Source organism: Streptococcus rupicaprae, from assembly GCF_040545225.1.
GTDB lineage: Bacteria > Bacillota > Bacilli > Lactobacillales > Streptococcaceae > Streptococcus > Streptococcus rupicaprae.
The window spans coordinates 1-13,873 of the sequence record NZ_JBEPLO010000041.1; the positions used below are offsets into that span (position 1 = coordinate 1).

A 13,873-nucleotide genomic window follows, 5' to 3' on the forward strand; every position below is an offset into this window, starting at 1 on the left:
AGTGAAGAAGGCTCTCGTATCTACGCCAAACGGAAGATCGATGTCGAACCCGTTTTTGGCCGATTGAAGAGTGTTTTTGGCGTACGCAGGGTTCACGTTAGAGGTCACCAAGCCGTCCAAACAGAAGTCGGATTCCTCTTCATGAGTATGAATCTCACAAAATTGGCCAAGCATCTAGGCTCAAAAACTTCAAAAACTCAAAAACCACACTATGATTCTCTCATCTTGATTGTTTTCAAGATAGAAGTCACTGTGTGGTTTTATTTTGAGGCTAGTTTTTGCCCGGCCTCTTAGTATACCATAGATTAAGCATTAAATCGCTTTTTCATCTGCACCAACGGCACGTTGGAGGAATTTAACGATTTCAACCAGCACAAACATGGCCAAACTTCCGACAATGACAACTGTCCATTGAGACAAGTCAAGGTGGGTCACATGGAAGATTTTCTCCAAGAATGGAACAGTTAGAGTTGCCACCAAGAGAACGAGGGAGCCAAGAACGGCCAAATTAAAGGTCTTGTTCTTGAACGGTCCAACTGTGAAGACAGACTGGTAAACAGATTTAACGTTAAAGGCATGTACCAGCTGAATAAGGCCAAGAGTCGCATAAGCCATGGTCAAAGCATCCGCATGCACTTCTGCGTAACTGGTATGAACTGGGTTAGCGATGGCATAGCCATAAACGCCGAGTACCAAGGCTGCTTGGAAGATCCCTTGATAGATGATCGCTCCAAGAACACCACCTGAGAAGAAGCTTGAATTACGTCCACGAGGTTTGTGTTTCATGACACCTGGCTCAGCAGGTTCCATACCCAGAGCGATAGCTGGCAGGGTATCCGTCACCAAGTTAATCCAGAGAAGGTGAACTGGCTCTAACACATCCCAACCAAAGAGGGTCGCTAGGAAGATACAGAGCACTTCCGCTGTATTAGCAGATAGCAAGTATTGAACAGTCTTTTGGATATTTGAGAAGACCTTACGTCCTTCTTCGACGGCCACGATAATGGTCGCGAAATTATCATCCGCAAGGACCATGTCAGAAGCACCTTTGGATACTTCTGTACCAGTGATCCCCATACCGATACCGATATCGGCTGTTTTCAGAGATGGCGCGTCGTTAACCCCATCACCCGTCATGGCAACGACCTTGCCTTCATTTTGCCAAGCTTTCACGATACGCACCTTATGCTCAGGCGATACGCGGGCATACACAGAGTATTGCTTGAAGACTTTTTGGAACTCTTCGTCTGACAATTCGTTGAGTTCTGCACCAGTGAAGACATGGTCTTCCGTGTCGTTCGGGTCGATGATTCCAAGACGCTTGGCAATCGCCTCTGCTGTATCTTGGTGGTCACCTGTGATCATGATTGGACGGATACCAGCTTCCTTAGCGACACGAACCGCTTCTGCAGCTTCTGGACGCTCAGGGTCAATCATCCCAACCAAACCAGCGAAGACTAGATTATTTTCAACGATTTCTGTTTCAAGTGTTGGAATAGTGTCCTCGTACTTATAAGCCATCATGAGGACACGAAGGGCTTCTTTAGCCAAGGATTTATTGGTCGCAAGAATAGTTGCTTTATCTTCATCAGTAATTGGACGAACAGTGCCATTGTCTTCGATAAAGGCCACGCGCTTCAGTAACTGATCCGGCGCTCCCTTAACAGCTACTAGGAATTTACCGTCAGCCAACTTATGAATGGTTGACATAAGCTTACGGTCTGAGTCAAACGGCAATTCTGCTACACGTGGCTCAAGCTTCAAGGCATCACGAACATCAAAGGCATGATCAAACCCAAACTGAACCAAGGCTGTTTCAGTTGGATCACCGATCAACTTACCAGAAGCATCCACCTTAGTATCATTGGCAAAGTTCATGACACGCAGAACCATGTTTTCATCAGCAATATCATCCGCTGCATCAAAGAGTTGACCGTTGTAATAGACTTTTTCAACTGTCATCTGGTTCATGGTTAAGGTACCGGTCTTATCTGAAGCGATAATTTCCGTAGAACCAAGCGTCTCTACAGCAGGGAGCTTGCGGACGATAGAGTTACGTTTAGCAAGCACCTGGGTCCCCATGGAAAGAACGACCGTTACAACGGCTGGTAAACCTTCTGGAATCGCCGCTACCGCAAGGGCCACAGCTGTCATCAGAGAGTTCAACGGTGCTTCTTTACGGATAAAGACAGACACAACAAAGGTAATCGCAGCAATAACTAGAACAGCATAGGTCAAAATCTTAGACAGCTGGTGAAGGTTTTGCTTGAGTGGCGTGTCAGACTCATCTGCATTGGCCAACATGCTAGCAATATGACCAACCTCTGTGAACATCCCAGTGTTGGTGACCACACCGATCCCACGTCCATAAGTGACGTTAGAGTTTTGGTAGGCCATGTTGACACGGTCTCCAATACCCGCATCTTCTGCCAACTCAACTGCCAGGTCTTTCTCAACAGGAACAGATTCCCCAGTAAGGGCTGCTTCTTCGATTTTCAAGGAAGCCGCTTCTAATAGGCGCATATCCGCGGGTACCACATCTCCAGCTTCAAGCATAACGATGTCACCCGGTACAAGCTCCTTAGAATCCACTTCTTTGATATGCCCGTCTCGGCGAACTCGCGCGATAGGGCTAGACATAGACTTCAGAGCATCAATAGCTGCCTCAGCTTGCCCTTCCTGGTAAACCCCGAAAGCAGCATTGAGGACAACAACTAATAAGATGATAATAGCATCCGTCAAACCATGTGTTCCCTCAGTAATCACTGACAGAACTGCTGCTGCTAAGAGAATGATGATCATCAAATCCTTAAACTGATCAATAAATTTCTGAAAGAGGGTACGTTTTTCACCCTCATCTAACTCATTACGACCGTATGCTGCAAGGCGTTGTGAAGCTTCTTGGCTAGTCAGACCTTTTTTACTGGTCTCAAGACTGGTCAATACCGCTTCTTCGGTTTGCGTATAATACGCTTGACGCTTTTGTTCTTTTGACAAAATGTACTCCTTCTAGTCTCTTTTCAAAAGAAAAGAGACCTGTTTGATTAAAACAAGTCTCGCTATTTAAGGTATTGCCGGAAAAAATTCGAAATGACGACAAAACCACGTTAAAACCGCTAGCTACTCCCTTGAGATGTAAACTATTATATCATTTTAGCGCAAAAATGCAAGTTCCACTACCGATTTGAGTATTATTTTTTACAAGGTTTTTCAATATTTTTTCAGAAATTACTCCCAACAAATCACCATCTCATAAGACGCAAACAGTTGGTCGCTTTCCAGAGGCTTTAAATCATAGTCCAAGCGAAGCACTTGCTGGGTTCGGTCCAGCTCATATGCCTTGGTATCCGTCACAAAGTGCTGGATTCCCATCGGTGTCGGCAAAGCAAGGATAGCTTCTTGATGCTTGATAAAGCGCATCACCGATTTAGGATTTGAGAAGCGTGTCATGGTCAATTCGGCCTCATCGCACTTGATAATGACTTTCTCATCTTCGTCATTTTGAAAAATAAGATAGAGCTGACCATTTTTTTCTTGAACTTGGACATCAAATTCTTGGCAAATGACTTCCATTTCATGATCCAGTTGGATTTCATTTCTCATTCTAATCTTCATCTCAATCTTCCTTTATTTCCAGGTCATCAGCTAGGAAGGCCAGAGCTTCTGGAATGATAGCCTCCTGCTCTTCTGCTTTTTCAGGCAAGGCTCCCTCGTCCTTCTTAGCTCCTTTGGCTCTAGCAGAAAATTCCTGCCTGATTTCCAACCAATCTTCGTGGGCGATGGCTAAAATTTCTGGCGAGAAACCAGCAGCCTGACTGAGAATATTGCCAAACATGAGGTTGAGGTTATCCCTCTTCATAGTCTGTTCAGCATTAAAACGCGATTCAAACGACAGGATGGCATGATTTTCGTTGGCTGCAACTGGCTGAGAGCCTGTTAGAAGGGCTCGATCCGCTCCCGACAAATGCTCGATGACCTCTCCCCAGGCATTTTGCAGGCGGGTCAGATTTTCACGGGCCAGTTGAGGATTGTCAACCGCCTCTTCTAAGATCCGGTTAACCTTGGCACGATCGACCTGATAGCCTCTTTTTGAACTTGGAGCAGGAGATTTTGGCGGATTCGGCCTGCCTTGTGGAACAAGACCTTTTTTCAACTGTTCCTGCAAGCTCTTCACCTGTTCTTGCAAACTAGCCATTTCCGCCAAAACAGCAGGTGGGAGACCAGCTGTAGAAGCCACTGTCTCCGTCAGGCGAATGGTCATGACTTCTGCATAGATCTTTGGCTGGGCACTTGCCTTAATATCACTCAAGCCCAATGTTACCTGATCGATCCACTGGAAAATCTGCTCCGTCTCAGCAACGAGGTTGTCCTTAAACAAATCTGATACGCGAGATTGGTCAATACCAGACTTGGCCAGCAACATGTCACGCAAGTAGGTCAGCAAATCGACCGCAAACCGACTCATGCTCTTACCAGCATCGAAAATCGTTTGTAGCTGCTCCAAGGCAGCCTGACCGTCTTTGGCTAAAATTGCTGCCACATATTGATCCAGAGCCAGGAGTGAAATAGAACCTGTGATTTCCTCAACCGTTGCCAAGTCGACAGTCTCTCCAGCTGATAGGCTAAGCGCCTGATCCAAAATCGACAAGGCATCCCGCATCCCGCCTTCTGCCCGTCTTGCAATCATGGCCAGGGCTTCATTGTCATAAGAAACCTCTTCTTCTTGTAAGACTTGAACCAAATGATTTTGAATGGCACTGGTCTGGATGGCCTTAAATTCAAACCGTTGCACCCGAGAAAGGATGGTCGCAGGAATCTTATGAAGCTCTGTCGTTGCTAAGATAAAGACCACGTTAGCTGTCGGCTCTTCCAGCGTTTTCAAAAGGGCGTTGAAGGCCCCTGTGGACAGCATGTGGACCTCATCGATGATATAGACCTTATAATCAGCTAGACTAGGTGCATAAGTAGACTTATCACGGATATCTCTGATCTCATCAACCCCATTGTTGGAAGCCGCGTCAATCTCGATGACATCTTCCAAACTGCCTTGGGTGATTTGTTGACAGATATGACAGTTATTACAAGGTTCGCCATTTGCTTGATTAGGGCAATTCATTGCCTTGGCAAAAATTTTGGCTGCACTGGTTTTCCCAGTTCCTCTAGGCCCTGAGAAGAGATAGGCATGACTAATTTTTCCAGAAGACACCGCCTGTTTTAGTGTGGTTGCGACGACTTCTTGTCCAACCATTTCTCCAAAAGATTGACTGCGGTACTTCCGATACAAGGCTTGGTACATTAGACTTTCTCTCCAAACATGTTAAAATCCCAGACCGTTTTCTCCACCAAAAGCGTGACAAACCGCTCCAGATAGTCTCGGTCAATGGCGTCATAATCACCTTTGAGGTTAGAATCCAAATCCAAAACTCCCAGTAGAGTATCACCTTTCACCATAGGAACAACAATCTCACTCATGGCAGCGGCATCACAAGCAATATAATTGGGATGGATTGTAACATCATCAACAACCAAGGTCTCACGTTTAAGCGCTGATTCCCCGCAGACCCCCTTCCCTAAGGGAATATGGACACAGGACACCCCTCCTTGAAATGGTCCTAAAACCAGCTCTTTTCCATCAAAGAGATAAAAACCTGCAAAAACAGATCGTGGCAGGGCCTGTTTTAATAAGGCTGAAGCATTAGAGAGATTAGACAAAGGATTGGTCTCACCTTCTAACAAGGCTTCTAGTTGTAACAATAATAACTCATAATGTGCTTGTTTATCTGAATTTTCCATGTCCTTATTATAACATAAGTTAAGGTAGATTTACGAATCATCTATTCTTCTTAAACGACATTATAGTTTTTCCGCTTGAAAAATGTGTAGTACGAGCGGTAGCGAGTAAAAGCGATACTGACGCCGTAGCAGTTCAACTGTCCAGTGGACAGTTGAAGCACTGAGCCTAGAAATAGTAAAGCGAGGAGAACTCAAATTTTAGCAATGAAACACTACTTGCTTTCCAAAACAGTCTATCCCCAGACTGTTTTGCCTAATGTCCGTGCTACTTACTCAAACGGTCTGGGGATAGACCGTTTGAGGTCTGAACCTAGAAATAAGAAAGCTCATAAAAGTATCAGAAAAAGAAAATTGTTTTCTTAAACTATGAAAAGTACTTTTTGAAGTGGAATGACTATAACAGACAAACCGACTAGCCCTGCTAGTCGGTTCAATGCTCTATTCAAAAAAAAGCCTTTATAAACTAAAATGGTTTAGCGCTTGGCCTTCAATTCACCCAATCGCTCTTCAAAAATAGCTGGCAAAGAGGCGCTAAAAGTCATGGTTTCTCCTGTCCTTGGATGGGTAAACCCAAGTGTCTGAGCATGTAAAAACTGCCCTTTACCTGCTAAAGTCTTCTTTGGACCATAAGCAGGATCTCCAGCCACAGGATGACCAATATAGGCCATGTGGACACGGATTTGATGCGTCCGTCCTGTCTCCAGAGTTAATTCAACAAGAGTGTAAGCCCCAAATCGTTCCAAAACTTGAAAACGAGTAAGTGCTGGCTTCCCTTTGGCTGTAACGGCCTGTTTCTTGCGATCTTTTTCGGAACGGCCGATCGGCGCCTCAATAATCCCACGATCCTTAGGAAGGTTTCCGTGCACAAGAGCTATATACTTCCGCAAAGACTTCTGTTCTTTAAGCTCCTGCGCCAACGCCAAATGAGCTGCATCGTTCTTTGCAATCATCAAAAGACCTGAAGTGTCCTTATCAATCCGATGAACAATACCTGGACGCAAAACCCCATTTATCCCTGAAAGGTCCTTAATATGATACAAAAGGGCATTGACCAAGGTCCCGCTGGTATGGCCAGCCGAGGGATGTACTACCATACCTTGTGGCTTATTAATCACTGCAATATCTTGGTCTTGGTAAACAATCTCTAAGGGAATATCTTCAGCAACATAGGCTACTTCTTCTACCAATGGCTCCTCATAAGTGATGCGATCTCCCGCTTGGACCACATACTTGGCCTTCTTGACTTGACCATTGACCAGCACCTGACCAGCCTTGATCTGTTCATTGGCCACACTCCGAGACAAATTAGACCCTTCAGCTAGGGCCTTATCGAGACGAACGCCTCCTGTTTTGATGATTAGTTCCATCATTCTCCTCAAAAAACATCATATAACTAAAAAGCAAGACGACACCGACAGTCAGATAGCTATCAGCTACATTGAAAACCGCAAAATCCATAAATTCTGTCTGAAACATGTCCACCACATAACCAAGTCGCAAGCGGTCTATAAAATTGCCAAGCCCACCTGAAATGATCAGCACTAGACTCAGGACCAAAAGCCAACTATCGTCTCGATGCTTGATCAGATAGCGGATGGCTGTCACCATGATCACCACCGTCACTAAGATAAAGAACCACTGTTGGTTCTGTAAAATGGAAAAAGCTGCACCGTAATTCTGTAAGTAAGTCAGGCTTAAGATACTTGGGATAAAGGACTTGGTTTCACCCAAAGCAATAGTCTCTAAGACATAGAATTTGACCCACTGGTCCAAAGCGATTAGAAGCCCAATAATTGCAGGAAGGATTATTTTTTTCATTCTGACCTCTTCTTATCAAAATAGGCTTGCATGACACCGACAAATTTCTCAGCAACCTGCGATAGTTCTTGATCTTTTCGCTTAACATAGACCATACGGTTTTCTTGCCCATCATTAACTGGAATGACAGTAATCCCATGAACGCTTTCGCTGTCTAAAAAGCCCGAGCCAGTGGCATAGGCATCTGTCCGTTCCAAAATACCATTCAAGGTCGCTCGGTCTGTAACATTAAAGGTTGTACACGAATCGCTGGTGTCAAAGAAATTCTCCGAATAGTAGAGGTATTCTTCTTTCTCCTGAGTGAAACGAACCGTTGGAAGTCCCTTTAAATCTTCCAATTCAAGTAACTCCTCTTTTGCTAGAGGGTGGCCTTTTCTAAGGTAAATATGGGTCTTAAAATCAATTAAGTCGACAATCTCAAGTTCTAGTTTGTTCAACTTTTGGGTAATGCCCTTAACATTTGTCTTATTGAGATAGATAATCCCAAGCTCACTAAAGCCTTGAGCAACCTCATCCAAAATTTGAACCGTTGTTGATTCAAAAATCCTCAGATTGCAGTGTTCTGGATAGGTCGTCGCAAATTCAACCATCAAGGGCGGCAAAAAATCATAGTGCTGGCTTGAGATGGAAAATTCTTCCTTTTCATCTTCAGAATGCAGGTACTGACTTTCAAAACTATCAAATCCCTTGACCAATTCCAGGGCCTTCTCATAGAAAACCATCCCTCTCTGAGTCAGAACAGTCCCCGAACTGGTTCTATTGAAGACCTTAAATCCCAATTCTTCCTCTAAATCCCGTACTGAGATTGATAGACTAGGCTGGCTGATAAACATTTTCTCAGCTGCTTCTCGGAATGTCCCACTATTAGCAATCGCTACCACATAGCGTAATTGTTGAATATTCATCATTTTTCTCCATTGATTGTCGACATTCTAGGCTTAACACCCGAATGATTTCTTCAGTCCAGATGATTCTAGCAAGCCCTCAAAAAGTTCTCTATCAAAGAAAGTCCAAGGACAGCCCTTAGACTCAACATATCTTAATGAATGCCTAGAGCGATACGAGCGTAACGGCTCATCTTATCAACTGTCCAAGCTGGAGACCAAACCAGACGTACATCAACTTCGGTCACTTCCGGAAGATTCCCAACCACGTCATAAATCTGATCAGTCAAAAGATCTGCTAAAGGGCATCCCATCGTGGTCAGCGTCATATCAATTTCCGTCTTCCCTTGGTCGAAGCGAATCTCATAGACCAGACCAAGATTAATAATATCAATCCCCAACTCTGGGTCAATGACCTCTTCTAAAGCCTGTAAAATACGTGTTTTGATGTCTTCTATCTCTTGGTCGGTGTAAACCATTTCCTCTTCCTCTTCTAACTTGTCTTAACCATTTCCTCAGCTAGCAATGGCTTGCCCATTGTTAGTATTTTTTGCTTGCCACTCAGTGCAAAGCCTTGATTGTTATAAAAAGCAATCGCCCGGTTATTGTCTGCCAAAACCCAGAGAAAAATTCTTGAACAGTTTGACAAGTGCTTTCTCCCTGCCTCTAGCAATAAGGACCCAATCCCCTGTTTCTGGTATGACGCTAACACACCGATAGCTGAAATCTCCCCCTCATCAACCGAAACTTGGCGACAAGTGATAAAACCAATCAGTTCCTGATTCATCCAGGCCAAAAAAGTTGTTTCAGTCTCTAATTTATCCCTGGTACGCTCCATAAGTTGAGGCAAACTAAGGGCATTTAGATAATCATCAGCAACCAGATCCCGATAGGTCTCTTTAAAAATCGCTAATTGAATCGCAGCTTTTTAGGGAATATCACCTACATGCATAGGGCTTATGCTTACCACTGTATACCCTCCTTAAACCTTACACTGTCCGACCTGTAGGAATAGCGCTGACACAACCAATACGATACTGACCGTTTTTCAGTTAATCTTACCAACCTGCCTTCCTTTTTCGCTCATGTTTTCTTGATGGGCGATTAAAGCAGTGGACATTACCTGCCACATTTTGAAATTCATGCGGTTCGGTAAAACATTCCATCGAGTTCTTACAGCTTTAGGACTTCTGGGCGGACAGTTAATCAGTGCCTCTGGCACTGATTAGTCTTCCATAAAATCTCTGAGTGGCTTACTGCGAGATGGGTGGCGGAGCTTCCGAAGAGCTTTAGCTTCAATTTGACGAATACGCTCGCGGGTAACATTAAAGACCTTGCCCACATCCTCCAGCGTACGCATCTTGCCATCGTCAAGTCCAAACCGTAGGCGCAAGACGTTTTCTTCTCGATCAGTCAAGGTATCCAGAACCTCATCCAATTGCTCGCGCAAGACGATGCGAGTGGTGTATTCTTCTGGGCTCTCAATCACTTCATCCTCAATGAAATCGCCCAAATGGCTATCGTCTTCCTCACCGATAGGTGTTTCCAAGGATACAGGTTCCTGGGCAATCTTCAAGATTTCGCGCACCTTGTCTGGCGTCATGTCCATCCGCTCTGCAATTTGTTCTGGAGTTGGGTCTTGACCGAGCTCCTGTAGGAGGTTACGCTGCTCACGGACCAATTTATTGATGGTTTCCACCATGTGGACTGGAATTCGAATAGTACGGGCCTGGTCTGCAATGGCACGTGTAATAGCCTGACGGATCCACCAAGTTGCGTAGGTTGAGAATTTGAACCCTTTTGAATAGTCAAACTTATCAACAGCTTTCATGAGCCCCATATTTCCTTCTTGGATCAGGTCCAAAAATTGCATGCCACGGCCGACATAGCGCTTAGCAATGGAAACAACCAACCGCAAGTTAGCTTCAGCCAAACGCTGCTTGGCTTCGACATCGCCGGCTTCCACGGCCAAGGCTAGCTCCTGCTCCTCTTCATTGGTCAAGAGGGGGACAACCCCAATTTCTTTGAGGTACATCCGTACAGGATCGTTGACCTTAGCAGAGTTGCTCCCCAAGAGCTCTTCGTCAGAGAGTTCTACCTCTTCCTCATTCTGCATCACTCGAGCAGATGGATTTCCTTCCTTGTCAACAATTGAAATCCCAGCATCCTGAATACGCTGCAAAAGATTATCAATCGCTTCAGCTTCAAGGCCAAACGGAATAACCAGTTTCTCATTGATGTCATCGTCAACTGCATTCCCCGCTTGCTTGCGACTACGGATATATTCAGCGACTTGAACGTCAAAGGTTGTGACTTCTTTTTTTGTAGTTTCTGACATGCATTTACTCCATAATTCTTTTTTGGGCAATAAGCCTAGTTAATTGGTCTAAAGCAGCAAGGTCGTCACCTGAGTTGGCATACTCTCTAACAGACTGAGCTCTCTGGCGATTATCCCGTTTTAAAAATTCTCGTTCCCGAGTGCGCTCAATCTCCGCCAATTCATTGGCGCCAACTTCCTCTGGCAGAGATTCCTCCATGGCTCTATACCAAGCATCTTGCAGCGACTCGTCTAACTGGTTGAGTTCAAAAGGTGACAGGCTTCCTTGCTCACAGAGAAGCTCATAAAGAGTTTGTAATTCTTTGGAATCAAAGAAAAAATCAACCCGTGAACGGTAATCATTCAAGACATAATTGTGGTGAACCATACGGTGGAAGAGCTGATTTTCTGCTCTCTGCAAGGTGGAAACACCTCTCTCATAGGGCAATTCATTGACAAGAAGCTGGGAAGGTGCGTTATGTTTAAGGGTATTTTCTTGACGCCTGTTGATCCTAAAACGGTTTACCGTCTGCTCGACTTGCAAATAATCAAAATCCGGTAGCAACTCGGCTAATTTATGAATATAGGTGTTTTGAGCAGTAATCGAAGGTGTTTTCGCAATAATTCCCGCCATCTGCTCCACAAAACCTATCTGAGCCTGTAGGTTTTCCAGATTCTGAGGTTTCAAATAATAAATAAGAAATTCAACTGGACTGATACGCTGGTTCTGCAAAAAGGTTTTTAGCGCTTCTCCTGATTCCTTTTGAATGAACTCATCCGGATCCATCTGATCTGGCAAACGCACAATGTCCACCACAAATTCATCCAACACCTCAAGTGCTTTAGACGTCGCCGCCTGACCGGCCGCATCCCCATCGTAAACCAGAACGACTTTCTTGGTAAAACGGCTCAAGTGCCTAACATGCTCCGGTGTCAAGGCTGTTCCCATGGAAGCTACCGCATTTTCGATCCCCGATCGATAGGCAGCAATAACGTCCATAAAGCCTTCCATTAGATAAACTTCACTCTGCTTTCTAATGGATACTTGAGCACGATCTAAGTGATAGAGCTCATAGCTCTTATTAAAAATAGGGCTGGATCGACTGTTTTTGTACTTTGCCTGCTTAGATTCCATGTCTTCTCTGGTCCAAATCCGCCCAGAGAAAGCAATAATTCGTCCATATTCATCTGTCAAAGGGAACATGATACGGTTTTGAAAGGCGTCATATATTTTGGAGGATTCTGTCGGGTTAAAAAGGGCCGACCCCAGCAAACTCTCCTCATCAAAATCCTTGGCTAAGGTTTGATAAAGATAGTCCCCTTCCTTAGGAGAGAGACCTAACTGAAAATGGCTAATGACCTCATCTGTCAGTCCTCTCTCATAAAGATAAGATCTCGCTTTCTCTCCCAGCTTGGTCGTCATCAAAATCCGATGATAAAAATCAGCTGCCGCCTGATGAATGTCATAGAGTCTTTGGTGGGGAGTATCTTTGGGTTTTGAATGGGACATTTGTGGTCGCTCAAGAACAATTCCAGCCTTCTCAGCCACCACAGCTACACTATCTAAGAAGTCTAAGTCCTGGTAGTCTTGGACAAAACGAAAAACATCTCCTGATTTGCTACAACCAAAACAGTGATAGAATTGCTTATCCTCAACGACATTAAAGGAAGGCGTCTTCTCACCGTGAAAAGGACAGAGTCCCAGATAATTTCGCCCCGCCTTGGTCAAACTGACCACTTCACCGATGACATCAACAATATTGACCGCTTGTTTAATCTCACTAACCAAGTCTTTATCAATCATTCAGTCACCCCCTTTTGTGCAGACTAAAGGCAAATTATACCATACTCCATCATAGCATGATTTTCAGAAAAAGTAAAACCAAAATCTTGCAATGCTTCTTTGCTAACACTTGGTCTCGGTTAAGCACTAGCTTTAATCAATCCCTTTCAAATGACCACTAAACTATTTTGAACTAAATACTGAAAATTGATGCAAATTACTTGACTAGGTCTTAAGACTGAGATACAATGAACAAGTTAATATTTTTAAAAGGAGCATTTTTATGTTAAAAGAACTCAAAGCATTTTTAATGCGTGGAAACATTGTTGATTTAGCTGTAGCAGTAATCATCGGTGGCGCTTTTGGAGCTATCGTTACCTCATTGGTTGAAGATATTGTCACACCTCTTATCGGTATGGTAATCGGTCAGCCTGATTTCTCTGGTATCATGTTGGGATCAATTGCCATCGGCAAATTCATCAACGCTATCATTAACTTCTTGATCGTAGGAACTTCTCTATTCGTAATCATCAAAGGACTTGAAAAAGCACAGTCAACTCTTAAGAAAGAAGAAAGAATTGAGGAAGATGTCCTCGGTCCAACTGAAGTGGAACTCTTGGCTGATATCAAGGCATTGCTTGAAAGACAACAGGGTTAAATCCTGTTGCATCTAGCAAAAATCTGAATTAATAAAAGAAACGAACCATCTTTTCCCTTTGAGGGAACAATCAGGTAGTTCGTTTCTTTTTTTACTTTTGAAGTTTTTCACTTATTCCAGTCTAGACTCCTAGGCCAACTACCACCAAAAAAATAATATCAAACTATTTACAGACTAAAAAAGACAAACCCACGATATTGAGTTTGTCTTCTTACTTTTAGAATTTCTTACGCTTGCGAGCTGCTTCTGATTTACGCTTACGTTTTACAGAAGGTTTTTCATAATGCTCGCGTTTACGAGCCTCTTGAAGAGTACCAGCTTTAGTCACAGCACGTTTGAAACGACGAAGGGCATCGTCAAGTGATTCATTCTTGCGTACAACTGTTTTTGACATTATTTTCACTCCCTTCCATTTCAAAGATTACCTTATTATGTTACTAGACTTTTATCAAATTGTCAAGTCTTTTCCATTGTTTTTTTCACAACTGAAAGTTCTAAAATGAAGTTAGCCACTTAAAGTGCATGAAAAAACACCTCTATGTTATACTTGTAGTCGACGAAAACACAAGAACAGGACATAGAGATGCAAGACCATTATACACCAAAAGGTAAACATTTGA

14 protein-coding genes are annotated in these 13,873 nt (G+C 43.9%); 2 read left to right on the forward strand and 12 right to left on the reverse strand.

Going from position 1 to position 13,873, the window contains the following annotated elements; translation table 11 throughout:
- Positions 1 to 294: transposase (locus tag ABID29_RS11740; RefSeq protein ID WP_354366307.1), on the forward strand; the 294-nt coding region annotated here is incomplete at its 5' end.
- 18 nt (positions 295 to 312) lie between these two features.
- Here ABID29_RS11740 and ABID29_RS11745 read toward each other — a convergent pair.
- The 11 genes from ABID29_RS11745 to dnaG all read right to left on the reverse strand — a co-directional run bounded on the left by ABID29_RS11745 (position 313) and on the right by dnaG (position 12,616).
- Positions 313 to 2,997: a cation-translocating P-type ATPase gene (locus ABID29_RS11745; protein WP_354366308.1), complete on the reverse strand. Its 2,685-nt coding sequence runs from the start codon at positions 2,995 to 2,997 to the stop codon at positions 313 to 315.
- Between the two features lie 231 nt (positions 2,998 to 3,228).
- Positions 3,229 to 3,615, reverse strand: coding sequence for a YwiB family protein (locus tag ABID29_RS11750; protein ID WP_354366309.1), 387 nt, complete (start codon positions 3,613 to 3,615; stop codon positions 3,229 to 3,231).
- 1 nt (position 3,616) lies between these two features.
- Positions 3,617 to 5,296: a DNA polymerase III subunit gamma/tau gene (gene dnaX, locus ABID29_RS11755; protein WP_354366310.1), complete on the reverse strand. Its 1,680-nt coding sequence runs from the start codon at positions 5,294 to 5,296 to the stop codon at positions 3,617 to 3,619.
- Entirely contained in the window at positions 5,296 to 5,793 is a 498-nt protein-coding gene (locus ABID29_RS11760) for a GAF domain-containing protein (protein WP_354366311.1), read from the reverse strand. The genes dnaX and ABID29_RS11760 overlap by 1 nt, the downstream gene beginning before the upstream one ends.
- Before the next feature lie 473 nt (positions 5,794 to 6,266).
- Positions 6,267 to 7,160, reverse strand: coding sequence for an RluA family pseudouridine synthase (locus ABID29_RS11765; RefSeq protein ID WP_354366312.1), 894 nt, complete (start codon positions 7,158 to 7,160; stop codon positions 6,267 to 6,269).
- Positions 7,120 to 7,611, reverse strand: a complete 492-nt coding sequence (gene lspA, locus ABID29_RS11770) for a signal peptidase II (RefSeq protein WP_354366313.1) — start codon at positions 7,609 to 7,611, stop codon at positions 7,120 to 7,122. The genes ABID29_RS11765 and lspA overlap by 41 nt, the downstream gene beginning before the upstream one ends.
- Positions 7,608 to 8,516: a LysR family transcriptional regulator gene (locus ABID29_RS11775; protein ID WP_354366317.1), complete on the reverse strand. Its 909-nt coding sequence runs from the start codon at positions 8,514 to 8,516 to the stop codon at positions 7,608 to 7,610. Before ABID29_RS11775 ends, lspA begins: the two co-directional genes overlap by 4 nt.
- Before the next feature lie 134 nt (positions 8,517 to 8,650).
- On the reverse strand, positions 8,651 to 8,974 hold the full coding sequence (locus tag ABID29_RS11780) for a metal-sulfur cluster assembly factor (RefSeq protein ID WP_168549993.1): 324 nt from the start codon (positions 8,972 to 8,974) through the stop codon (positions 8,651 to 8,653).
- Between the two features lie 14 nt (positions 8,975 to 8,988).
- The gene (locus ABID29_RS11785) at positions 8,989 to 9,345 is read right to left on the reverse strand and encodes a GNAT family N-acetyltransferase (protein ID WP_354366314.1); all 357 of its coding nucleotides are present in this window, start codon (positions 9,343 to 9,345) and stop codon (positions 8,989 to 8,991) included.
- Between the two features lie 375 nt (positions 9,346 to 9,720).
- Complete coding sequence (gene rpoD / locus ABID29_RS11790; protein WP_168549991.1) at positions 9,721 to 10,833, reverse strand: RNA polymerase sigma factor RpoD; 1,113 nt, start codon at positions 10,831 to 10,833, stop codon at positions 9,721 to 9,723.
- Positions 10,834 to 10,837: 4 nt separating this feature from the next.
- Entirely contained in the window at positions 10,838 to 12,616 is a 1,779-nt protein-coding gene (dnaG, locus tag ABID29_RS11795) for a DNA primase (RefSeq protein ID WP_354366315.1), read from the reverse strand.
- Between the two features lie 262 nt (positions 12,617 to 12,878).
- Here dnaG and mscL point away from each other — a divergent pair, with 262 nt between their 5' ends.
- Positions 12,879 to 13,253 (forward strand): large conductance mechanosensitive channel protein MscL, encoded by a 375-nt coding sequence (mscL, locus tag ABID29_RS11800; RefSeq protein WP_354366316.1) that lies wholly within the window; start codon positions 12,879 to 12,881, stop codon positions 13,251 to 13,253.
- Between the two features lie 217 nt (positions 13,254 to 13,470).
- Here mscL and rpsU read toward each other — a convergent pair whose 3' ends face one another.
- On the reverse strand, positions 13,471 to 13,647 hold the full coding sequence (gene rpsU, locus ABID29_RS11805) for a 30S ribosomal protein S21 (protein ID WP_027973330.1): 177 nt from the start codon (positions 13,645 to 13,647) through the stop codon (positions 13,471 to 13,473).
- Positions 13,648 to 13,873 lie beyond the last annotated feature (226 nt).